Genomic DNA, 21,128 nt, shown 5'->3' with positions numbered 1-21,128 from the left:
AGATTCTCTGGCCATCAGCTGGCCAGGGAATCGGTTGATGAGTTATCTGCTCTACTTCAGAATACGAATGAGCTTACGGTTGACGAACTCTTCAATTCCGTAGCGCCCTAGTTCGCGACCGAAACCGGAACGCTTGATGCCTCCGAAAGGAAGTTCAGGACTATCTAGGCCAACGCCGTTGACGTAAACCATGCCAGCTTCAATCTGATCTGCCACACGAAGAACCTGGTCCTTGTCGGTGGAGAACAGATAGGAGCCCAAACCGAAGGGAGTGTCATTAGCTAGAGCAATAGCCTCTGCTTCATCCTTGACGGAGTAGACAATGGCAACAGGTCCAAAGAACTCTTCGTGGTGAGCGTCCATGCCTGGCTTGACATCAGTGAGAACTACACCAGAGAAGTAGGTTCCGTTGCGGTCGCCACGTGCATGGACAGTTGCACCCTGCTTCACGGCACGAGAGATCTGTTCTTCGAGACCGTCTGCAGCACCTGCAGAAGACAAAGGTCCTAAGTAGGTGTCCTCGTCCATAGGGTTGCTAGGAACCATCTCCATCATCTTGGCGGTGAACTTCTCCAAGAACTCTGGGTAGAGGCTTTCAATAACGACAAAACGCTTAGCTGCGTTACAGGCTTGAGCGTTGTTGTCGTTACGACCAGCAATTGCAGCGTCAACGGCATAGTCCATGTCGTCGGTGCTCAGCAGAATGAAGGGGTCTGAACCGCCTAGCTCAAGAACAACCTTCTTGAGGTAGCGTCCAGCGGTCTCGGCAACAGCAGCACCTGCACGCTCAGAACCGGTGAGGGAAACTCCCTGCACGCGGTCATCTGCGATAACAGTTTCAATCTGCTTGCTGTCGGCATACAGGTTTTGGTATGCCCCAGCAGGGAAGCCTGCGTCCAGGAACATCTTCTCCATCGCTGCTGCAGATTCGGGGCACTGAGATGCGTGCTTGAGCAGGATGGTGTTACCTAAGACAAGGTTGGGTCCTGCAAAGCGTGCAACCTGGTAGTAAGGGAAGTTCCACGGCATGATGCCGAGTAGAACACCCAAAGCAGAACGGCGAATGAAGGCTTCGCCTTCACCTTCGAATTCCACGATGGGCTCATCTGCCAGATATTTCTCACCGTTGGTGGCATAGAAGGAATAAATGTCAGCGGTGAAGTCAACTTCACCGAGAGCCTGCGCCAGAGGCTTACCCATCTCGCGAACGATGATTTCTGCGAGTTCTTCACGACGCTCGCGGTGAAGTTCAGCAACCTTTTCAATCAGTGCTGCACGCTGAGCAACAGGGGTCTTCTTAGACCAGTTTTGGTAAGTGTTGTGGGCTGCTTCGATAGCAGCGCTGATCTGTGCGTCAGAGTCCTGCGCATATGGTGCGCCGCTTTCTCCGGTAGCAGGGTTCGTAACGATGTACTTGCTCATATCCACTCCTATGTGGCGTCAATGGTGATGATTCGATACTAACTGTTTGGGCACGAATAGAAACAGGGATTTGTGTCTGTTCACGGCGCATTCACGGAATAAATAAGTCCCCCCGGCAGGAATCGAACCTGCGACCAAGAGATTAGAAGGCTCTTGCTCTATCCACTGAGCTACGGAGGGTTATATAGCTAGTTTACCTTTTGAAGCAATGGACTTATTTTCAGGTCTAGGGCAACCGCGAAGCCATAACTTTGTCGATGCGTTTGCCGTCCATATCAATCACTTCAAGTTTCCAACTATCAACCTCAACGCTGTCCCCAATCTCAGGCATCCGTTCAAGTACGAGCAGAACTAGACCACTCAGAGTGTGATATTTGCCTTTATTTTCCCCAGGAACTTCATCTATGGACAGAGCATCTTTGAACTCAGGGATTGGTGTGTCGCCCTCAAAGAGCCAGGAGCCATCATCGCGTTGAACAGGAGAAGTTTGCTCCTGTCCCTCCGCGGGAATTTCTCCCACCAAGGAATCAAATATGTCTTGCAAAGTCACTAGGCCTGTGACTGCACCGTGTTCGTCAACAACAAAGGCGATGTGTGTGTTGGTTTCCTTAAACCGTTCTAACAGGTCCATTCCAGTGAGAGTCTCTGGGACGAACATCGCTGGCTCGAGATTCTCTCGTAGACTCAGGCTTTCTCCTCGAGCAACGGTGGCGAGTGCAGTTTTGGCGCTCAGAATTCCAATGATTGAATCCAAATCCCCATCACAGACGGGAATCTTTGATCTCACAGATTGTGAAATCAGATCAAAACTTTCTTCGTCCGAGTCGTTGATATCGACAAAGACCACTTCTGTTCGGGGTACCATCAACGAACCTAAAGCGCGGTCGTCAAGTCGGAACACATTTTTCACTAATTCGCGTTCCTGGTTTTCAATCAACCCGGCAACTAGTCCTTCTTCCAGGATGGCTTCAATTTCATCTTCTGTGACGTATGAAGAGTGGTGGGGCCGTATGCCAAGAAGTCGAAGAAGTGCGTTTGTAGAAATACTCAAAATGTAGACAAAAGGCGCAGTTATTTTTGAGAGGAAGAGCATCGGGCCTGCTACCAAGGAGGCAATTTTTTCAGGCTGGCTTTGACCAATTCTTTTGGGGACAAGCTCTCCAATTGTGATTGAGAGGTAGGTGACCAGAACGACAACAACAATGGTTGCAGAAACATCAGCAAAAGTTTGTTGCAGGCCAAGAGACTGCAGCCAACTAGAAAGTGGCGAGGCAAAAATTGTCTCTCCCACAATTCCGCTCAAGAGCCCTATTGAGGTAATCCCAATTTGAATGGTGGAGAGAAATTGAGTTGGGTCCTCGCTAATGCGAAGCGCTATCGACGCAGATTTGTTACCACGATTAGCTAAAGTATTGAGTTTTGATCGCTTAGACGTCAGGAGAGCCACCTCTGACATGGCCAACAGTCCGTTAACGACGAATAGGGCGATGAGCAAAAATAGTTCCACGAGGGTGTTTTACTCACTCCTTTTGAGTTTGGGTAGCTTTTGTCAATGTTCCCAAAAGTGTGGACTTGTCTGTATTGAAATCCAGTTTTTCACAGTAAACATTCAGAAATATAGGAAATGAATTTCATGTGTGATTGGAGTTGTCATATTCACAAAATCACTACGCTACGGCTGAAATTTGTTTTTCGTGACAGGTACAGTGCCCGTTGTTGCGGCTAGGTCTAGATCCATAACCACCTTGCCTTGACGTGATGTTTGAGCGAGCACGATTCCTGCTGTCACAATCAGTGCGCCAATGATCTGAATGAAAGAGAGCGCCTCGCCCAGCCACAGCCACGCCACGATGAAGGCAAAGATCACCTCGGAGGACGCAATAATTCCTGCCGAGGTCGCCTTGAGCAGGCTTAAGGCCTTGAAGGAAAGGTAGAACGCCACGAAGGAACCCATGGTGATGGCCCACAAGAAGGGCACCCACAGCGGAACATAGATGGCTGCAAGTGATCCTGAGAGGGAAATCTGGTGGGCAAAGACGGAATAGTCCATGTTTTGCCAACCGCTGAAGAATGCCCAAAACAGCGAGGCAAACAACATGGCCCAGAACGTCATCCCTAAGACGTTCATTCCCTTGAGGGCTTGCTCACCAATGAGGAAGTAGACGGTGTACGCAGCGGCTGCGATGAGGGCAAAGATCATGCCCAAGCCATCTACTGAGCTATTCCATACTTCGGCAACGACGGCCAGGCCGACAAGTACAAGAGCAATAGCTGCCCATAAACGTGCACGAACTTTTTCTTTGAAAACAAAACGTGCAATGACGGCAACAGCTAGAACAGCCAAGTATTCAAACAGCAGTGCAATACCTACGGGAATCCGTGCAATAGCGAGCGCATAGAACCACTGCAGCATCGCCACACCAAAAACACCTAATGCGGCCATGGTGAGTAGTTGCTTGAAGGTTATTTTGAAGGCACTGCGGTCGGTGAATAACAGCACAATGCCGGCAATGATCATGGTTGCTGTGGCACGAAAGAACGTCATCTGCGCGGCAGTGACGCCCTCGGAGAGTACGAGTTTGACCACGCTTCCGTTCGAACCGAACAAGATTGCGGCCAGGAAGCCAATGATGTAACCCATGTCAGTTACTAATCTAGAGGAATGACAACTTTCGTAGTAGCCGGTGGATGCTTTTGGTGCTTGGATGCGGTGTACCGCACCCTCAACGGAGTGACCGATGTCATATCCGGTTATTCCGGTGGTACTAGTGAAAACCCCAGCTATGAAGAAGTATGTACGGGAACCACAGGTCACGCTGAAGTGGTGAAAGTTGTCTTTGACGAGAACGTCATTCCTGCCGAGGTCATCTTGGATGTGTTCTTCACCCTGCACGACCCACGTCAACTCAACCGCCAGGGCAATGACATTGGCACGCAGTACCGTTCGGCGATGTTCTATGACGGCGAAGCACAAAAAGAACTCTTCCAAGCCGCTATTGATCGCGCTAACGAGTATTGGGGTGGGGGCCTGGTCACCACGTTAGAGCCACTGGGTGCTTTCTACAATGCTGAGGAATATCACCAGAACTTCTTTGCCAGAAACCCTGGACAGGGTTACTGCCTAGCTGTTGCTGTTCCCAAGGTAAACAAGGTTCGCGCGTCTTTCGCCAGCTACATCAAGGACTAGTCCTCCACAGGGGGTAGATCTCTGGTTCGTCCCCGAAAGCCGAATCAACCGCTCACTGAGCATCACTATCCAAGCATCCTTCCTAGACGTGTTCACACTTAGGAAGGACGTCATCATGACTGACACGATTACCCTCAGTGGATTGGTTGCTACCACTCCGCGCCATCTTACCACCAGTGAAGGTTTGGCCATTACAAGTTTTCGTTTGGCCTCGAGCCAGCGACGCTTTGACCGGGCATCCTCTCGCTGGGTAGATGGTGACACCAATTGGTACACCGTCTCCGCTTTTCGACAGCTTGCTGAAAACGCTGCAGTATCAGTCAATAAAGGAGACCGCGTCGTGGTCTCAGGCAAGCTGCGCATTCGCGATTGGGAAAATACCGACCGTTCGGGAACGACCGTGGAAGTTGAAGCAGATGTCCTCGGGCATGACATGACCTGGGGAATCTCTCACTACACCCGAAACTCAACATCCTCCGATGTGACAACAATCTCCGAAGATGACTGGGGTGGATTGCCAGACCGTGACAATGACGAGGACGACGAACTCCCGCTTGCAGCGAAAACACGCAAAAAGGTTGCCGCCTAACGCCTGTCTCAGCTCCTACCCAGAACGCCCCCTTTAGACTTGGGGGCGTTCTGTGTTGTGCAGAAGAAAGCTCAAAGGGATGACCGTGAAGAAAAGAATTGCACTTGCTGCGTTTGCGCTCGCCGCAGCCAGCGCGCTCATCTTGAGTGGTTGTGCAGGTGGTGCCTCAGAATCTTCCTCATCCTCTAAACCCAGTTCTAGCCCAGCTGCAAGTGAAACCGCGAAGGCTAAGAAAGCACCACAATTCCTCCCCGAAGGAAGTGCCAAAGATAACCTCTACTACTTCTCGTGGGTTATGGAACAAGCTCTTGCAGCTGACCCTGCAACTGATGCCACCACGATGGCGCAGAAGATTGCTGATTCAGGTTTTGGAGCGGCGGGCATTCAATTCACCCTGGATCGCACAGCTGTCGGGCTGGCCTCTGACTCAATGTTTATTGGGGTTCCCTTTGCGGGGGAGTGTTTAGTTGGCCAGTTTGGCCCCAAGATTTCTGGTGTAAAGACAGATGTTGAGCCTGCACTCGCCTCAGGTGGCTGCTTACTGGGGACGGGAATTCAAACCCTGGGCTAACACCTAGAATTAAGCCATGGCTGAGTTCATTTATTCCATGGTTCGTGCGCGCAAAGCGGTGGGCGACAAGCTCATTCTTGATGACGTCACAATGTCGTTCTTCCCTGGCGCCAAGATTGGTGTCGTTGGCCCCAACGGTGCTGGTAAGTCAACGATTCTCAAGATCATGGCAGGTCTTGACACTCCGTCTAACGGTGAAGCTAAGCTCAGCCCCGGCTACTCGGTCGGCATCCTCATGCAGGAGCCTGAACTTGATGAGAACAAGACCGTCCTGCAGAACGTGCAAGACGGTGTGGGCGAGATCATGGGCAAGATCAACCGCTTCAACGAAATTTCTGCCGCCATGGGTGAGCCAGACGCAGACTTTGACACCTTACTTGCCGAGATGGGCACCCTGCAGGAAGAAATCGACGCTGCCAACGGGTGGGATTTGGACTCCCAGTTGGAGCAAGCCATGGATGCCCTGCGTTGCCCACCCGGTGACTGGCCTGTAGACAAGCTCTCCGGTGGTGAGAAGCGTCGTGTGGCACTGTGCAAGCTTCTGCTTCAGAAGCCTGACCTTCTGCTTCTCGATGAGCCCACCAACCACCTCGATGCTGAGTCTGTGCTCTGGCTTGAACAGCACTTGGCAAAGTACCCCGGCGCTGTTCTCGCCGTGACCCACGACCGTTACTTCCTGGACCATGTAGCTGAGTGGATTGCTGAAGTTGACCGCGGACACCTTTACCCCTACGAGGGCAACTACTCCACCTACCTCGAGAAGAAGCGTGAGCGTCTTGAAGTTCAGGGTAAGAAGGACGCCAAGCTTGCTCGTCGTCTTTCGGAAGAGCTCGACTGGGTTCGCTCCAACGCCAAGGGGCGTCAGGCTAAATCCAAGGCTCGTCTTGCTCGCTATGAAGAAATGGCGGCCGAGGCTGAGAAGACCCGCAAGTTGGACTTTGAAGAAATCGTCATTCCTGCTGGTCCTCGTCTTGGTTCGGTTGTTCTAGAGGTCAAAGACCTCAAGAAGGGCTTCGGTGATCGCACCCTGATCGACGGGCTGTCCTTCTCCTTGCCTCGCAACGGTATCGTCGGAATTATCGGCCCTAACGGTGCGGGTAAATCCACCCTGTTCAAGACCATTGTCGGTCTCGAAGAGCCAGACGGCGGTGAAGTCAAGATTGGTGAAACCGTCAAGATTTCCTATGTTGACCAGAGCCGTGGCGGCATCGACCCCAACCTCAACCTTTGGGAAGTTGTTTCCGACGGACTGGACTTTATTCAGGTTGGAAACGTGGAAATTCCTAGCCGTGCGTATGTATCTACCTTTGGTTTCAAGGGTCCAGACCAGCAGAAGAAGGCTGGAGTGCTCTCCGGTGGTGAGCGTAACCGTCTGAACTTGGCGTTGACCCTCAAGCAGGGTGGAAACTTGTTGCTTCTGGATGAGCCAACAAACGACTTGGATGTGGAAACTCTCGGAAGCCTCGAGAACGCTCTACTGGAATTCCCAGGTTGTGCTGTGGTCATCACCCACGACCGGTGGTTCCTCGACCGTATTGCGACCCACATCTTGGCTTACGAAGGCACCGACGAGAACCCCAGCTACTGGCACTGGTTCGAGGGGAACTTCGAATCCTACGAAGCTAACAAGATTGAGCGTCTCGGCCCCGATGCTGCCAAGCCACATAGCAGCACCTACCGCAAGCTCACGCGCGACTAGGACTTCACTATGCGTTTACACATCCCCACCAACATCCGCTGGTCTGACCTGGATGCCTACGGGCATGTGAACAACGCAGCCATGTTTGGCTTACTTGAAGAAGCTCGTATTCATGCTTTCTGGACAGGAGATTCTGGCCATGGAAATGACCACATGGCCACCAGAATTCTTGAGGGTGGCCCCGATGCCGATACCTTCACGCTCATTGCGCACCAAGAAATTGAGTATTTAGCCCCCATTCCTTACATGCGCGAACCATTGGATTTACAAATGTGGTTAGGGCACGTCGGTGGGGCAAGTCTGGAAGTCTGTTACGAAATCTATTCCCCGCTACAAACTGCCACGGAAGAAAATCCACAACAGCTGTTTGCGCGTGCAACGACAACCATCGTCTTGGTGGATTCGAAAACAACCAAACCTCGTCGCATGACTGACGACGAGCGTGAAGCTATTGCGCCCTATGTGGAGGAAGGCATCCAGTTCAAGCGTCGGAGCTAGAACAGCTAGCTAGCAACTAGGCGGTATAGATCACGCCGTCTTTGACTTCAATCGCAAAGCTGGGCAGAGGCGAATTTGCAGGGCCGCTCATCGGATCGCCGTTTACCGGATTGAAAGTTGCCTCATGGCAGTCGCACTTGATGATTTTCTCGCGGCATCCCACAACACATCCCTCGTGGGTGCAGATGGCGCTGAAAGCGTGAAATTCGTCGGCAACAGGTTGCGTGACGACAAGCTTTGTTCCCTCAACTTCGAAGTTGCGTCCCGCGCCAACGGGAACATCGGATGTGGGCCCAATCTCAAGCCCCTTGGGGAGCATTCCGCTTCCACCGGCACTAGCGCTGACAGCATTGGAGCACCCTGTCAGGGCAACAGCAACACCGGCAGCGCCAATTGCGCCCAGGCCGAGTACTTCACGGCGGGAAAGTTTGGGAGTGAGATTACGTGCAGCCATTACTTGTCCAATCCAGGAACGCGAACCATGCCCTCTTGGGCAACGGAAGCAAGAAGTATTCCATCTCGAGAATAGATACGTCCCAAGGATAAACCACGACCTCCCTGAGCACTGGGTGATTCTTGTACGTAGAGCATCCACTCGTCTACCCGGCCAAAGCGATGGAACCACATGGCGTGGTCGAGACTTGCTGCCTTCAGGCCGGGTGTGGCCCAGGGGATGCCGTGGCGGCGGTAAATAGGTTCAAGGATTGTGTAGTCGCTGACATAAGCCAAAGCCGCACGGTGCAGCATGGGGTCATCCGGGAGTGCTGACAGAGATTTCATCCACACTGCCTGGTGTGCGACCTTTTCTCCTTCAACGCTCATGTAAATCGGTGATTCACAGTGGCGAAGATCAAAGGGGCGTTGAGTGGCCCAATACTGTGCCACTGGATGATCAATTGGGCCTAAGAGTTCACCGGCGGTGGGCAAGCTTTCTGGCTCAGGTAGTCCTGTGGGCATGCCCATTTGATGATTCACACCGGGATCTTCGTCCTGGAAAGAGGCAATCATCGAAAAGATGGGAAGTCCATCTTGATAGGCCTGGGTTCGACGGGTTGAAAAAGAGCGCCCATCGTGAATGCGGTCAACGGAGAACGTAATCGGTTTAGTTATATCTCCGGCACGCAGAAAGTATCCGTGCAAAGAATGAACCGGACGATCTGTCGGAATAGTTAACGAAGCTGCAGTGAGTGATTGAGCCAGAACCTGGCCGCCATAGACCCGGCCATGTGGCATGAACTGGTTGGGGGCAGAGAACACATCTTCACCGTTGACGCTGGGTTCTGGGGTGAGATGAAGAGTTTCGAGCAGTGCTTCGATGTTTTCGTGCATATGTTCTGGCTGCATATCGTCCCCGGTGAGGTGAAGAAGTGATTCATTCGCTAGTTTAGGTTGCGAGATGACGAATACGGTGACCCTTGCTAGCGAACATGACGCTGCTGATCTGAAGACCTATCTAGAACGAGCGGATCGGCTGGGATGTGAACATGTGTGGCTAGTGGGTGCCGGTGGCGCTCTAGCCGCTTATGTCGCTGTGTTAACACCACAAGGGTTGCTCGATGTTGCTCCGACTGTTTTGGGATTAAGAATCTTCGAACGGGTGGAAACAGACCACCTGGACATGGTTGTTCAGGTTCGTGCCATGCTCGATCGATTAGCTCGCGACGAACTCGCCATTGCACTTCCGGTCGGGCAAGCAGGTATTGCCTGGACAGGAGTTGCACCACCGCGAGGTAATTGGGCTCCGGTGGGAAGTATGAGCGAGATAGAACTTCAGCTCACCGCCAAATCTGGAATAGAAGAAGTGGCCAAGGCCAACGGCTTGGGAACAAACATTGTCACCGCTGTGCGCGAAGAGGTGTGGCGCAGGCCACTTAACGTTCTCGGCTCAGACGGAATGAGTGTCCCTGCTGGTGTTGCCTTTGCCGCCTTTGGCTTAGGTTTCTTAGGTACTGCAGAAGCTCACGTCACCAGCTCAGCTGCGTGGAAGCGTATTTCGACCCAGCGCGGTCACATACTGGTGAAGTAGTTAATCCTCAAACGTGTTTGTCATCGCATAGGCGGCACGTTCGAGATACTCCAAGAGAGTTTCTCTTTGCAGAGGTGGAAGGTTCAGTTTGTCCACAGCATGTTCCATGTGACCTAACCAACGATCTCTGGCGTCAGGGTTGATTTTGTATGGCATATGGCGCATCCGCAAACGTGGATGTCCACGGGTGTCGCTGTAGGTCGTGGGGCCACCCCAGTACTGTTCCAGAAAAAGCTTGAGGCGCTCTTCGGCAGGTCCCAAATCCTCTTCGGGATACATGGGCTTGAGTACGGGGTCTTTGGCTACGCCTTTGTAAAACTCATGTGCCAGTTTGGCAAACACAGCTTCGCCACCAACCTCCTCGTAGAAGGAAAGAAGTTCGTCGCCCATTACTCAGAGGCCTGAATTGCTGAGGTGTCGCGAGCGGGCTTCTTGGCTGCCGATTTTTTTGCAGCTGGATTTTTGGTGGGCTTCACAAAAGCAGCAATAGGCTCGGCAGATTGGCCATAGGTCATGTTTCCTACGCGTGTAATTTCTCCGTTGCGAACAAACCAGATGGTTCCGTCATCACCCTTGATGGTGGTGATGCGCACACCCACCGATTCGACGACGCCCACGGCCAGACCGACATCTACGCGGTCTCCCACGCCCAACTGATCTTCAAAGACCATGAACATTCCGTTGAGTACGTCTTTGACAATGTTCTGAGCACCAAAACCTAAAGCTGCAGCTCCAATACCGGCAGATGCCACAATCGCTGTGACAGAGACTCCCAGCTCTTGAAGAACAACAATGGCTGCAACAGCAATAACCATCCAGGAAATGGAATTGCTGAACACGGTTCCCATGGTTTGGGTGCGCTGAACCTGACGCAATGCAGAAATGTTGGCGGGAACACCAGCAAGCTGGTGCTTTTGGTTCTTGTTATGAGCATCGGAGACCATGCGGCGAATCACACGGCGACTCAGGGCTAAGAGAGTCCAGCGAATAATCGCAGCAGTGATGAAGGTTACCGCAATGTTGATGGGGATTGAAGCGGAGTTATACATCGCTTCTAATGTTTCTGCGAGGTTCATGCAGATTCCTTCGTGTCACGAGCTTGCGCAGCAAGCGTGCGTTCGGTTCCAGCCAGATTTTCAACTATCAAACGGCGCAATGGAGCCGGTGGGTTGTTGTTGTTCAAGTAGTTACGTGTTGCCTCAGCCAGCGCTTCGTTGGCCAGCGGAGCGGGGTAGTAGCTTTCGACCAGCTCTTCGGCAATTGCATAGCTGCGGCTTGCCCAGATCTTTTCGATTGAGTCGAAGTATTGCTTGACGAACGGCTCCAACACGTCGAGGTTGTGAGCTTTGTTGAAACCTAAACCGGTAGCGCGCACAATCAAGTTGGGCTTGTCATCTGCAACCCAGACCGAGTCCCAGGCTGCTTGTTTTTGTTCTAAGCCAGGCAGGGCAGCCTTGGCGTGAGCGGCAGACTGGGCTCCGGTTGCGGTGTTGTCCTCAGCGAGGTAGGCATCAATATCTGCTTCGGTGGCCTGACCGCCAGCAGCAAGTGAAATAAGCAGCTCCCAGCCAAGATCGGTATCGATATCTAGTTCACCGAGAGAAATCTTTCCCTCACGCAACGACTTGACGTTGTTGAGGTGTTCTTCCGTCGTTGCGATAGCGGCAAAGTTTCGTAAGAACTGGAACTGGTTGTCGCTACCTGGTTCAGCTTGGTTAGCAAGCTCCCACAGAGCATCGGCGACACGGACAGTCTGCGCATCACGAGTCGCAGGATCGACATAGCTGGAGGCAACAAGCAGAAGCTGCCCGAGAACTGTGCGCACAACTGTGGACTCTGTTTCGGTTGCAATGTTGCCCAAAACGAGGTCAATGAAGTCGCGACCAGCAGTCTCTGCATCGCGCGTGGAATCCCACACAGATCCCCAGACCAGTGAGCGAGCCAGAGGGTCCTCAATGCCTTTCAAGTTGGCAATTGCCACTCGCAGGGACGCCTCATCAAGACGAATCTTGGCGTAGGCAAGATCATCATCATTGATGAGGATCAGATCGGGGCGCGTGAGGCCAACGAGTTCTGACACCTCTGTGCTCACTCCATCAACATCGAGCTCCACACGGTGTTCACGGACGAGCTTGCCTGAGCGCAGGTTGTAGAAACCTATCGCCATGCGGTGTGGACGGATCGTGGGCCAATCAGCCGGAGCAGATTGTTCAATGGAGAACGCTGTGATGGTGCCCCCGGAATCTGTGGTCAGGGCTGGGCGCAACGTGTTCACGCCTGCCGTTTCCAACCAGAGCTTGGACCACGTGGTCAGGTGTCGACCGGAAGTAGCTTCTAACTCAACCAGGAGATCTTTCAGCTCAGTATTGCCGTAGGCGTGCTTCTTGAAATACTGACCAACACCTGCGAGGAACTGTTCCTGACCGACCCAGGCACCAAGTTGCTTAAGCACGGAGCCACCCTTTGCGTAGGTGATGCCATCAAAGTTCACGCGCACGGCATCAAGGTCGGGGATATCCGCCACGATGGGGTGTGTGGAGGGGAGTTGGTCCTGGCGATAGGCCCAACTCTTTTCCATGACAGCAAAGGTTGTCCAGGCTTCATGCCATTCCGTTGCCTCTGCAGTGGCCAAGGTGGAGGCATACTCTGCGAAGCTTTCGTTGAGCCACAGGTCATTCCACCAGCGCATAGTGACAAGGTCACCAAACCACATGTGGGCAAGCTCGTGCAGGATGGTCACTACGCGACGCTCACGGATGGCGTCAGTTACTTTGGAGCGGAAAACGTAAGCCTCGGTGAAAGTGACACATCCCGCATTTTCCATGGCACCGGCGTTGAATTCGGGTACGAAAAGCTGGTCGTATTTGTCGAAGGGGTAGGGGTAGTCGAATTTGCTTTCAAAGTAGGCAAAACCTTGGCGGGTTTTTTCGAAAACGTAATCGGCATCCATGTATTCCGATAGTGACTTGCGGCAAAACACACCCAAAGGAATGACGCGACCATCCGCGCTGGTGAGCTCACTTCGCACCACGTCATAGGGGCCTGCAACGAGTGCGGTGATGTAGCTGGAGATGCGGGGAGTGGGGTCAAAATTCCAGGTAGCTGAGCCATTGCTGTGCTGTACCGGCGCAGGAGTGGGTTGGTTGCTGGTGACCACCCAGTAGTTGGGAGCTGTCACGGTGAATTGGAATGTTGCTTTGAGGTCTGGCTGTTCGAAGACAGCGAACATGCGCCTCGAGTCAGGAACCTCGAATTGTGTGTAGAGATAGACCTCGTTGTCGACAGGATCAACAAAGCGGTGCAAGCCTTCACCGGTGTTGGTGTATTTCGCATCAGCAACAACGGTCAACGTGTTGTGTGCTTGCAAGTTATCTAGCTGGATGCGAACACCGTTACTGACCTGGGCGGGATCCAGCTCAACACCGTTGAGCGTGACTGAGTGAACCTTCTCTGTAATGGCGTCGATAAAGCTGGAATAACCCGCAGTCGCAGAAAACTCGACAGTTGTGGTGGTGCCAAAAACCTGCTCACCGCGCAACAGATCAAGATCAACCTTGTAGCTGTCCACGGCAATGTGCTCTGCGCGTTCAATGGCTTCTTGGCGGGTGAGGTTTTCTCCGGACACTACTTTTCCTTCCAGCGGTTTGGTTAAGAGCCTAACCCGGACCGTGTCCCTCTAAAATCGAGGAATGCGCATACATATCGCCACAGACCACGCTGGCCTCGAATTCAGCCAGTTCTTGCAAAATCACCTCACTGAGGCAGGCCACGAGGTTATCGATCACGGTCCCACCGAATATGACGCATTAGATGACTATCCCGCTTTCTGCATTAATGCGGCTGCGGCTGTAGCTGCAGATCAGGCCGCAGGTGTTGAGGCACTCGGTGTAGTTTTTGGCGGTTCTGGAAACGGTGAACAAATTGCCGCCAACAAGGTCAAAGGTATTCGCGCCGCGCTGGTGTGGAGCCTGGCTACTGCACAGCTCGCTCGTGAACACAACAACGCGAACGTGATTTCTATTGGTGCGCGTCAGCACAGCTTGGAAGAGGCAGTGAGTTTTATTGACACCTTTATTGCGGAACCTTTCCCTGGTGATGAACGTCACGTTCGCCGTATTGCCCAGCTGGCTGAATACGAACAAACCGGCGACATTCTGGGCAAAGGCCTAGACAAGTATTAACGACGAATTAATACGCCATGCCTGAGGGACATTCCGTTCATCGCATTGCGCGACAGTTCGAGAGAAACTTTGTCGGGCAGCGCGTTGTTGTCACCTCCCCGCAGGGACGTTTTTCTGACGGTGCGGCAGTACTGAACAACCTCGAGTTGGAAGAAGCCTGGGCGGTAGGCAAACAACTTTTTATGCGTTTTTCTGGTGATCACTGGTTGCGTGTTCACTTAGGGATTTATGGCGCATGGGATTTTTCTGGCACCATCCACGCTGATGCCACGATTGCCTCAGCGAATGGCCGGATGGGGCAAACCAATCAGCGCGGCACTGTCTTTGATGCTGCAGGAGAAAACTCACTCAGTTCTATCGGTGCACCCCGCAAAACACGCATGCGCATGGCCGAGGAACAGCACGAACGTGAACTCGAGCAGACAACCCAATTTCCACCCGAGCCCATCGGAGCTGTCCGCGTTCGACTGCTGACCGAGACGGTCTGTGCAGATCTTCGCGGACCAACCGCGTGTGAAGTACTGACCTCGGAACAAGTTGATGCCGTACTCAGTCGCTTAGGCCCTGATCCGCAGCGTGACTCCAGCGATGAGGCAGGCCAGAAGTTTGTCGACGCTGTTGTGAAAAAGAACACACCCATAGGGTTGCTCCTCATGGATCAGTCTGTGGTTGCCGGAATTGGCAACGTTTACCGGGCAGAAATGTTATTTCGGGCACACATAGACCCCTATCGCCCTGGTAAGAAGGTCACCTCGGATGAAGCCTGGGGATTGTGGCGAGACTGGGTATACCTTCTGGAAATCGGTGTTCAGACCGGACAAATGATGACCATTGATGGGCTTGAGGGGGAAGCCTGGCGTCAAGCAATGGCTAACCGAGCCGATCGGCACTGGGTTTACAAACGTGAAGGTTTGCCCTGTCTGAAATGCGGAACACATATTCGCCTCGATGAGATGGCTAATCGCAAGCTCTATTGGTGTCCTTCGTGCCAAACTTGAGCCATGCAGCTCACTCTCACTAACGCACGTATCCCCGGTGAACGCGGCCTGATGGGCAGCCTTATCAATGTGGTCATTACCGATGGGGTGATTAGTGACATTGAATTTGTGGGCGCCACCGGTGCGATAGATCTGACACAGGTTCTCGACGGCGAGAGTATCGATGTTGGTGGGCGCTACCTCATCCCGGGAATGTGGGACACGCACACCCACTTCACCTCGTGGTCTTTGATGTTGCAGCGACTGAATTTAGAAGGTGTTGAATCTGCCCGTGAGGTGGGTCAGCGTGTGAAAGAACGTCACCGCACACATCCAGGAACCATGGTGGGTTTCGGGTGGCGTGGCAGCTTGTGGGCAGAAGAGCCACACTTCAGCATCCTTGATGAAGCCTGTGCTGATGAAGAGGTGTATCTCTTCAGTGGCGATGGTCACAGTGTGTGGCTCAACTCGAAAGCGCTCGAGGTTCGTGGCCATGCGGGGCACCCCACAGGGCTTCTCGTTGAAGACGACTGTTTTGCTATCTGGGGTTCACTCTCTGATCAAACTCCTGAACAGCTCGATAAGGCAGTTCTTGATGCTTCACATGCAGCTGCTGCACGAGGAATTGTGGGCATTGTTGATTTCGAAATGGGATGGATTCTGCCGGACTGGCGCCGTCGCATCAGCAACGGAAACGACCTCCTGCAGGTTGAATTTAGCGTCTACACCGAGTACTTGGACCGTGCCATTGAGACTGGTTTGCGCACTGGCGATGTCATCGCCTCCACAGATGGCCTGCTTCGTATGGGAAATTACAAAGTCATCTCTGATGGCTCGCTCAACACCCGCACAGCGTTCTGTCACGACCCCTATCCTGGTCTAACAGGAAAGAATGCCCGCGGCATTCTCAACGTCCCCTATGACGAACTGGTTTCCTTGATGACCAAAGCAAGCTCTGCCGGCATCAACCCATCTATTCACGCCATTGGTGATGACGCCAACACCTTTGCCCTCAACGCTTTCGAAGAAGTGGGCTGTGAAGGAACCATTGAACACGCCCAGCTGTTGGCATGGGAAGACATTGAGCGATTTGCTCAGCTAGGTGTGATCGCATCAGTCCAACCAGAACATGCCATGGATGACCGAGATGTTGCTGACGTGCTGTGGGAAGGTCGCACCGACCGCTGCTTCCCCTTTGCCTCCATGCTCAAAGCAGGTGTGAAGCTCTCTATGGGTTCTGACGCTCCTGTTGCGCCTTTGGATCCCTGGCTAGCTATTGCTTCTGCTGTTGAGCGCACACGCGATACCCGTGAGCCCTGGCACCCCGAGCAACGCATCGAGCCGCAGGCGGCACTTGATGCCTCGGCTCGCACGCGTATTGCTGTGGGGCAGCCTGCGGACTTGTGCCTGGTTGATATTGATCCGTTGTATGCATCCGTTGACCAATTGCGCACGATGCCCGTTGCGCTCACCCTCAATGGTGGGCGTGTCACTCACAGCTCATTGACCTGAGGCTGAACTAGTGGGAAATCTTGAGAAGAACGACGAGCTTGATGGTGATGTCATGCGTGAGTTCGAAGATGATCCGGGTCCAGATCCACAGGGAATCCTTGGCTCATTTTTCTCTGGAATTGTGAATTTTTTGAGTAACTTCTTTCGCTAGCGCGCATAAACCGTTGCCAGTTCGTCCCATCTGGTGGTGGCACGAAGCGAGAGCATTTCTCGCTTCATTTCCCACTCGCGTGCACTCTTGAAACCTGCCGCACCCAACCCGATGCTGAATGCACCGTGCTTTTCCATCACTTTGTCTAAGGTTTCCCCTAATTGCCTGCGTTCATGAACAGGGGTGAACAGATCTAAGTATTGGTGGGACTCCTTAGGGCTGACATCATGCAGCAGGATTCCCGCGCGGACGTATTTGCGCCCTTCTTCAATCCGGTTTAGCAGCACTGAACTGGAGGCTTTGAGAATTTCCACCGGATCGTTGGTGGGGATAGAAAAGACAGCGTTGACATAGGGGGAGTGGAATGGTTCATTGGCAAAGCGTGAGGTGCCAGCAAAACAGGTCAATGCCCCTGCCACAGAGCCTTGTTTGCGCAGACGTTTACTGACCCGCTGGGCATAGACAGCCAAGACTTCTTCCATCTGTTTGCGGGTGGTCACCGGGGTGGCAAAACTACGTGAATACATCACCTGGTTCTTGACCAGGCGTTCACCCTCGAGTTTGATGCAGTCAATTCCACGCAGTTCGTAAACAGAGCGTTGCACCACCACGCCAAACTTTTTCTTGATGCGAACCGGGTCCGCATCTCTCAGGTCTTTGATGGTGTGAATCCCTTGTGCCGCCAGCCGTTTACTCAAACGCCTGGCAATGCCCCACAGATTGTCTACGGGCAGCGCGGCCATGATGAAATCGAGTTTTTCTGCAGAGAACATATCTAGATTGCAGACCCCGTTCATTCCCGCAGATTTCTTGGCACCGGCATTAGCCAGCTTTGCTTGCGTCTTCGAGCGGCCAATGCCGACGCAGACGGGCAACCCTAACCGGGTCTGGATAGCTTCTTTGATGCGGTGACCTGTTGCAAGTAGCTCTTCTGGTGTTCCGGTGAGCTCCAAGAACGCCTCATCGATGCTGTACACCTCCACGGCGGCGGAGAACTCCTGCAAAATACTCATTACTCGGGCAGACAGATCCCCATACAGCTCATAGTTGGATGAGCGTGCGACCAAGCCCACACTCGGTGCCCACGCAGAAATCTTGAACCAGGGAACACCCATCGCAACACCTAAAGCTTTCGCTTCACTACTGCGGGCAACAACACAACCGTCATTGTTTGAGAGCACTACAACGGGCTTACCCATCAGTTTCGGATCAAAGACGCGCTCGCAGGAGGCGAAGAAACTATTGACGTCCACGAGTGCGATGCGGCGCTGTGATGAATCAGACATGATGCAAACACCTGGTCACAACACCCCAGATAATCAGTTCACTCAAGGACGCCACGGAAATATCTGGATACTTGGGATTCTCTGCTTTGAGCAGCACGTTCTCAGAACGAATGTGCAGGCGCTTGAGGGTCAGTTCGCCATCGAGCACTGCCACCACGACGTCACCGTCGCGAGGTGTCAGGGCTCGATCCACGATGACCTCATCACCGTCGCTAATACCTGCATTTTTCATGCTGTCGCCAGAGACGCGAACAATAAACGTGGAGTTCACGTCTTTGATGAGGTGAGTGTTCAGATCTACACGACCGTCAAAATAATCTTGGGCAGGGGAGGGCCACCCTGCTGAAACGGCGGTTGATGCGGCCAAAATAGCCGGAATGGATTCTCCGCGCAGTGGTCTGACCACTGCAGATGGTGCAGTTTGTGCCATGGTAAGCCCCTCTGTGTATTCGAATATATCTTCGAATAGTTGAGCATATCCCACGGACACTGGGTGTTGTCTAGTCCTGAAGTGAGGTAGGAGCAAAACAAGAAATCCCCCGGAATTCCGGGGGATTTTCTCTATGTGGAGGGGATGACGGGAATCGAACCCGCGTAATCAGTTTGGAAGACTGAGGCTCTACCATTGAGCTACATCCCCAGAAGGGTTGGCACCAGTTTAGCGTGGGCCAGCCATCTCATCTTATACGTTAGAGTAGTACTCGGTCATTTCGCCTCGGCGAATGCCGGACTTGCTTGAAGTTACCTTCTGCGTAACGTGAGGGCAGGACCGGGGCGTAGCTCAGCTTGGCTAGAGCGCCCGCTTTGGGAGCGGGAGGTCGCAGGTTCGAATCCTGTCGCCCCGACCATATCCAGATCCACACCATCACAAGCAGGAGTACCCCTTCGTGAAGACTACGGTCGAAAAAGTAAGTAACACCCGTGCCAAGCTCACCATCACGGTGACCCCAGAAGAGCTCAAGCCAGCTATCAAGCACGCGTATGAGCACATCTCTGAGTCGCTCAATGTTCCTGGTTTCCGCAAGGGCAAGGCACCGGCAGCTTTGATCGACCAGCGCGTAGGTCGTATGGCTGTGCTCGAGCACGCTGTCAACGAAGGCCTCGAAGGTTACTACCGCAAGGCCGTCGTTGACGAGAAGGTGCGCCCCATGGGGCGCCCCGAAGCAGACATCGTTACCTGGCCAGCTGAGAAGGACTTCTCTGGCGATCTGGTTGTCACCATCGAGGTTGACGTTCGTCCCGAGATCAAGCTTCCTAAGCTTGACGGTCTCTCCGTAGAGGTTGAGGCAGCAGCAGTATCCAAGGAAGACGTTCAGAAGGAACTTGACGACCTGCGTAGCCGTTTCGGCACCCTCGTCACCGTTGACCGTCCAGCAAAGAAGGGCGACTTCGCTCAGCTTGACCTGGTTGCCACCATTGGTGGTCAGGAAGTAGACACCGCACAGTCCATCTCCTACGAGGTTGGTTCTGGCGAGCTCATCGAAGGTATCGACGAGGCTATTGAATCTCTCACCGCTGGTGAGTCCACCACCTTCGAATCCAACCTGCTCGGCGGAGACCACGAGGGCGAGAAGGCACAGATTGCTGTAACAGTCACCGCTGTCAAGGAGCGCGAGCTTCCTAAGGCAGATGACGACTTTGCTCAGATTGCGTCTGAATTCGACACCATCGCTGAACTGACCGAGAGCCTCAAGGCTCAGGCAGAGCAGCGCAAGGTTGCCGTTCAGGCTCGTGAAGCTCGCGAGAAGCTTGTTGACAAGCTCGTCTCCGAAGCCAAGATTGACGTTCCTCAGGCGCTGATTGATGACGAAGTACACCGTCACCTTGAGGGTGAGGGTCGTCTTGAAGATGACAAGCACCGCGCTGAAGTTATCGAAGAGACTCAGAAGCTTTTCGCAACCCAGATTCTTCTGGACACCATTGCCGAAGCTGAAGATGTTCAGGTGAGCCAGGATGAGCTCACTCAGTACATCATTCAGGGTGCCATGCAGTACCAGATGGATCCTTCAGAGTTTGCCAAGATCCTCACCGACAACAACCAGATTCCTTCCATGGTTGCTGAGGTTGCCCGCAACAAGGCAGTCAGCATCATCTTGGGCAAGGCCAAGGTTGTTGACACCAAGGGTAAGGCTGTCGACATGAGTGCATTCGCTCTCGTTGAAGACAAGAAGGCTGACAAGCCCGCTAAGGCCGAGAAGGCTGATGCTGCTGAGAAGCCAGCAAAGAAGCCTGCTACGAAGAAGCCCGCAGCAAAGAAGGACTAGTTCTTCGAACGAATTAATAACCCCCGCAGGAAACTGCGGGGGTTTTCGTTGTCGCTAAGCGCCCAAGCTCGCCATGAGGTGCTGAACAAAGCTCACTAACAAGCTCGTTCCCAAGGCGAACATCACGAGAGCAATAATGGCATCGAGTACACGCCATGCTGTGGGCTTCTTGAAGACAGGATCAAGCACGCGAGCGCCAAAGCCCAGAGTGCTAAACCAGATAATGCTGCCAAGCATTGCGCCCGTGGCAAACCACCACCTGTTTTCTTCGTAGGTACCGGCAACAGAACCGAGTAGAAGTACTGTGTCGAGATACACGTGAGGGTTCAGATAGGTCAGTGCCAGTGCTGTTCCCACAGCAACCTTGAGGCTGACTCTTTTTCCACCGGTGTCTGTGTTGAGAACTTCGGGCTTCCAGGCGCGCTTTGCCGCCATCACTCCGTAGGTACACAGGAAAACACCACCAACGAGTTCAATGAGTAGAAGCAGCCATTCCAGCTGTTGAATGATGGCGCCCAGCCCGGCAACACCAACTGCAATCAGGAGTGCGTCTGAGAGGGCACAAATGGCAACAATGACAAAAACGTGTTCTTTACGAAGACCCTGTCGCAGAACATAGGCGTTTTGTGCACCAATAGCCACGATGAGGGAGAGTCCGAACCCGAGGCCGGCTAATGCGGCAGCAAGAGTGGGAGTCATGACTTCAGTGTACTTCTCAGCACACCTCACACATTCTCTAAGTCTTTTCTCAGACAGAACAGATTG

Annotated in this window: 22 protein-coding genes and 3 tRNA genes; 12 read left to right on the top strand and 13 right to left on the bottom strand. The window is 53.1% G+C overall.

All coding sequences use genetic code 11. The features are described from left to right. Positions 1–51 precede the first annotated feature (51 nt). The 4 genes from AUMI_RS03985 to AUMI_RS03970 all read right to left on the bottom strand — a co-directional run bounded on the left by AUMI_RS03985 (position 52) and on the right by AUMI_RS03970 (position 4,063). Positions 52–1,422: an NAD-dependent succinate-semialdehyde dehydrogenase gene (locus AUMI_RS03985; protein ID WP_096381562.1), complete on the bottom strand. Its 1,371-nt coding sequence runs from the start codon at positions 1,420–1,422 to the stop codon at positions 52–54. A 107-nt stretch (positions 1,423–1,529) separates the two neighbouring features. Next, a tRNA-Arg gene (locus AUMI_RS03980) sits at positions 1,530–1,602 on the bottom strand. A gap of 46 nt (positions 1,603–1,648) precedes the next feature. Next, entirely contained in the window at positions 1,649–2,929 is a 1,281-nt protein-coding gene (locus tag AUMI_RS03975) for a hemolysin family protein (RefSeq protein WP_096381559.1), read from the bottom strand. Positions 2,930–3,094: 165 nt separating this feature from the next. Further along, the gene (locus AUMI_RS03970) at positions 3,095–4,063 is read right to left on the bottom strand and encodes an EamA family transporter (protein ID WP_096381556.1); all 969 of its coding nucleotides are present in this window, start codon (positions 4,061–4,063) and stop codon (positions 3,095–3,097) included. Positions 4,064–4,084: 21 nt separating this feature from the next. On the opposite strand from AUMI_RS03970, the gene msrA reads away from it, so the two are divergent. From msrA to AUMI_RS03945, 5 genes are all read left to right on the top strand, one after another. After that, the gene (gene msrA, locus AUMI_RS03965) at positions 4,085–4,609 is read left to right on the top strand and encodes a peptide-methionine (S)-S-oxide reductase MsrA (protein ID WP_096381555.1); all 525 of its coding nucleotides are present in this window, start codon (positions 4,085–4,087) and stop codon (positions 4,607–4,609) included. A 115-nt stretch (positions 4,610–4,724) separates the two neighbouring features. Next, positions 4,725–5,198 (top strand): single-stranded DNA-binding protein, encoded by a 474-nt coding sequence (gene ssb / locus AUMI_RS03960; protein ID WP_096381552.1) that lies wholly within the window; start codon positions 4,725–4,727, stop codon positions 5,196–5,198. A 79-nt stretch (positions 5,199–5,277) separates the two neighbouring features. Beyond that, the gene (locus AUMI_RS03955; protein WP_096381550.1) at positions 5,278–5,769 is read left to right on the top strand and encodes a DUF6993 domain-containing protein; all 492 of its coding nucleotides are present in this window, start codon (positions 5,278–5,280) and stop codon (positions 5,767–5,769) included. A gap of 16 nt (positions 5,770–5,785) precedes the next feature. Further along, on the top strand, positions 5,786–7,468 hold the full coding sequence (gene ettA / locus AUMI_RS03950) for an energy-dependent translational throttle protein EttA (RefSeq protein ID WP_096381547.1): 1,683 nt from the start codon (positions 5,786–5,788) through the stop codon (positions 7,466–7,468). A gap of 9 nt (positions 7,469–7,477) precedes the next feature. After that, positions 7,478–7,966, top strand: a complete 489-nt coding sequence (locus AUMI_RS03945) for an acyl-CoA thioesterase (protein WP_096381545.1) — start codon at positions 7,478–7,480, stop codon at positions 7,964–7,966. A gap of 16 nt (positions 7,967–7,982) precedes the next feature. Here the strand turns inward: AUMI_RS03945 and AUMI_RS03940 are convergent, their stop codons facing one another. Both AUMI_RS03940 and AUMI_RS03935 read right to left on the bottom strand, forming a co-directional pair. Then, entirely contained in the window at positions 7,983–8,420 is a 438-nt protein-coding gene (locus tag AUMI_RS03940; RefSeq protein ID WP_096381542.1) for a Rieske (2Fe-2S) protein, read from the bottom strand. Further along, positions 8,420–9,295 carry an acyl-CoA thioesterase gene (locus tag AUMI_RS03935; protein WP_096383448.1) on the bottom strand — a complete coding sequence of 292 codons (876 nt, stop codon included), beginning with the start codon at positions 9,293–9,295 and terminating at the stop codon, positions 8,420–8,422. Before AUMI_RS03935 ends, AUMI_RS03940 begins: the two co-directional genes overlap by 1 nt. Before the next feature lie 67 nt (positions 9,296–9,362). Here AUMI_RS03935 and AUMI_RS03930 point away from each other — a divergent pair, with 67 nt between their 5' ends. After that, positions 9,363–9,992: a DUF8185 domain-containing protein gene (locus AUMI_RS03930; RefSeq protein WP_096381540.1), complete on the top strand. Its 630-nt coding sequence runs from the start codon at positions 9,363–9,365 to the stop codon at positions 9,990–9,992. Here the strand turns inward: AUMI_RS03930 and AUMI_RS03925 are convergent, their stop codons facing one another. Genes AUMI_RS03925 through pepN form a run of 3 tightly spaced genes read right to left on the bottom strand, consistent with a single transcriptional unit; the run spans position 9,993 to position 13,617 of the window. After that, positions 9,993–10,382 (bottom strand): globin, encoded by a 390-nt coding sequence (locus AUMI_RS03925; protein WP_096381538.1) that lies wholly within the window; start codon positions 10,380–10,382, stop codon positions 9,993–9,995. Continuing rightward, a complete protein-coding gene (locus AUMI_RS03920; protein WP_096381536.1) occupies positions 10,382–11,068 on the bottom strand; it encodes a mechanosensitive ion channel family protein in 687 nt (228 codons plus the stop codon). Before AUMI_RS03920 ends, AUMI_RS03925 begins: the two co-directional genes overlap by 1 nt. Beyond that, positions 11,065–13,617 (bottom strand): aminopeptidase N, encoded by a 2,553-nt coding sequence (gene pepN / locus AUMI_RS03915; RefSeq protein WP_096381533.1) that lies wholly within the window; start codon positions 13,615–13,617, stop codon positions 11,065–11,067. The genes AUMI_RS03920 and pepN overlap by 4 nt, the downstream gene beginning before the upstream one ends. Positions 13,618–13,681: 64 nt before the next feature. Between pepN and AUMI_RS03910 the strand changes: the two genes are divergently transcribed. From AUMI_RS03910 to AUMI_RS08155, 4 genes are read left to right on the top strand one after another with little or no spacing between them, the layout of a single operon-like run. Continuing rightward, complete coding sequence (locus AUMI_RS03910) at positions 13,682–14,173, top strand: ribose-5-phosphate isomerase (RefSeq protein WP_096381531.1); 492 nt, start codon at positions 13,682–13,684, stop codon at positions 14,171–14,173. Between the two features lie 17 nt (positions 14,174–14,190). After that, on the top strand, positions 14,191–15,171 hold the full coding sequence (locus AUMI_RS03905) for an Fpg/Nei family DNA glycosylase (protein WP_096381529.1): 981 nt from the start codon (positions 14,191–14,193) through the stop codon (positions 15,169–15,171). Between the two features lie 3 nt (positions 15,172–15,174). Next, positions 15,175–16,662 carry an amidohydrolase gene (locus AUMI_RS03900; protein ID WP_096381527.1) on the top strand — a complete coding sequence of 496 codons (1,488 nt, stop codon included), beginning with the start codon at positions 15,175–15,177 and terminating at the stop codon, positions 16,660–16,662. 10 nt (positions 16,663–16,672) lie between these two features. Then, positions 16,673–16,813: a hypothetical protein gene (locus AUMI_RS08155; protein WP_172418251.1), complete on the top strand. Its 141-nt coding sequence runs from the start codon at positions 16,673–16,675 to the stop codon at positions 16,811–16,813. Here the strand turns inward: AUMI_RS08155 and AUMI_RS03895 are convergent. The 3 genes from AUMI_RS03895 to AUMI_RS03885 form a co-directional block, all read right to left on the bottom strand. Further along, positions 16,810–18,099, bottom strand: a complete 1,290-nt coding sequence (locus AUMI_RS03895) for a Y-family DNA polymerase (protein WP_096381525.1) — start codon at positions 18,097–18,099, stop codon at positions 16,810–16,812. The genes AUMI_RS08155 and AUMI_RS03895 overlap by 4 nt on opposite strands. Further along, positions 18,092–18,529: a LexA family protein gene (locus tag AUMI_RS03890; protein ID WP_096381523.1), complete on the bottom strand. Its 438-nt coding sequence runs from the start codon at positions 18,527–18,529 to the stop codon at positions 18,092–18,094. The genes AUMI_RS03895 and AUMI_RS03890 overlap by 8 nt, the downstream gene beginning before the upstream one ends. A gap of 136 nt (positions 18,530–18,665) precedes the next feature. Then, a tRNA-Gly gene (locus AUMI_RS03885) sits at positions 18,666–18,739 on the bottom strand. Between the two features lie 130 nt (positions 18,740–18,869). Here AUMI_RS03885 and AUMI_RS03880 point away from each other — a divergent pair. Together AUMI_RS03880 and tig are read left to right on the top strand one after the other, a co-directional pair. Continuing rightward, a tRNA-Pro gene (locus AUMI_RS03880) sits at positions 18,870–18,947 on the top strand. Between the two features lie 39 nt (positions 18,948–18,986). Continuing rightward, positions 18,987–20,363, top strand: a complete 1,377-nt coding sequence (gene tig, locus AUMI_RS03875) for a trigger factor (protein ID WP_096381520.1) — start codon at positions 18,987–18,989, stop codon at positions 20,361–20,363. A gap of 54 nt (positions 20,364–20,417) precedes the next feature. Here the strand turns inward: tig and AUMI_RS03870 are convergent, their stop codons facing one another. Continuing rightward, entirely contained in the window at positions 20,418–21,062 is a 645-nt protein-coding gene (locus AUMI_RS03870; protein ID WP_096381517.1) for a LysE/ArgO family amino acid transporter, read from the bottom strand. Positions 21,063–21,128 lie beyond the last annotated feature (66 nt).

The sequence above is a fragment of the Aurantimicrobium minutum genome, from assembly GCF_002355535.1.
GTDB lineage: Bacteria > Actinomycetota > Actinomycetes > Actinomycetales > Microbacteriaceae > Aurantimicrobium > Aurantimicrobium minutum.
The sequence above is the reverse complement of the archived record's forward strand: the minus strand, read 5'-3'. Positions and strand labels throughout refer to the sequence as shown.

Coding starts and splice junctions, on each gene's coding strand:
- AUMI_RS03925 (WP_096381538.1), bottom strand. CDS start 10,382: ATGGGCGACGAACTTCTTTCCTTCTACGAGGAGGTTGGTGGCGAAGCT.
- AUMI_RS03905 (WP_096381529.1), top strand. CDS start 14,191: ATGCCTGAGGGACATTCCGTTCATCGCATTGCGCGACAGTTCGAGAGA.
- ssb (WP_096381552.1), top strand. CDS start 4,725: ATGACTGACACGATTACCCTCAGTGGATTGGTTGCTACCACTCCGCGC.
- AUMI_RS03970 (WP_096381556.1), bottom strand. CDS start 4,063: ATGGGTTACATCATTGGCTTCCTGGCCGCAATCTTGTTCGGTTCGAAC.
- msrA (WP_096381555.1), top strand. CDS start 4,085: ATGACAACTTTCGTAGTAGCCGGTGGATGCTTTTGGTGCTTGGATGCG.
- AUMI_RS03935 (WP_096383448.1), bottom strand. CDS start 9,295: ATGCACGAAAACATCGAAGCACTGCTCGAAACTCTTCATCTCACCCCA.
- AUMI_RS03985 (WP_096381562.1), bottom strand. CDS start 1,422: ATGAGCAAGTACATCGTTACGAACCCTGCTACCGGAGAAAGCGGCGCA.
- AUMI_RS03955 (WP_096381550.1), top strand. CDS start 5,278: ATGACCGTGAAGAAAAGAATTGCACTTGCTGCGTTTGCGCTCGCCGCA.
- AUMI_RS03920 (WP_096381536.1), bottom strand. CDS start 11,068: ATGAACCTCGCAGAAACATTAGAAGCGATGTATAACTCCGCTTCAATC.
- AUMI_RS03940 (WP_096381542.1), bottom strand. CDS start 8,420: ATGGCTGCACGTAATCTCACTCCCAAACTTTCCCGCCGTGAAGTACTC.
- ettA (WP_096381547.1), top strand. CDS start 5,786: ATGGCTGAGTTCATTTATTCCATGGTTCGTGCGCGCAAAGCGGTGGGC.
- AUMI_RS03890 (WP_096381523.1), bottom strand. CDS start 18,529: ATGGCACAAACTGCACCATCTGCAGTGGTCAGACCACTGCGCGGAGAA.
- AUMI_RS03895 (WP_096381525.1), bottom strand. CDS start 18,099: ATGTCTGATTCATCACAGCGCCGCATCGCACTCGTGGACGTCAATAGT.
- AUMI_RS03870 (WP_096381517.1), bottom strand. CDS start 21,062: ATGACTCCCACTCTTGCTGCCGCATTAGCCGGCCTCGGGTTCGGACTC.
- AUMI_RS03910 (WP_096381531.1), top strand. CDS start 13,682: ATGCGCATACATATCGCCACAGACCACGCTGGCCTCGAATTCAGCCAG.
- AUMI_RS03900 (WP_096381527.1), top strand. CDS start 15,175: ATGCAGCTCACTCTCACTAACGCACGTATCCCCGGTGAACGCGGCCTG.
- AUMI_RS03945 (WP_096381545.1), top strand. CDS start 7,478: ATGCGTTTACACATCCCCACCAACATCCGCTGGTCTGACCTGGATGCC.
- AUMI_RS03930 (WP_096381540.1), top strand. CDS start 9,363: ATGACGAATACGGTGACCCTTGCTAGCGAACATGACGCTGCTGATCTG.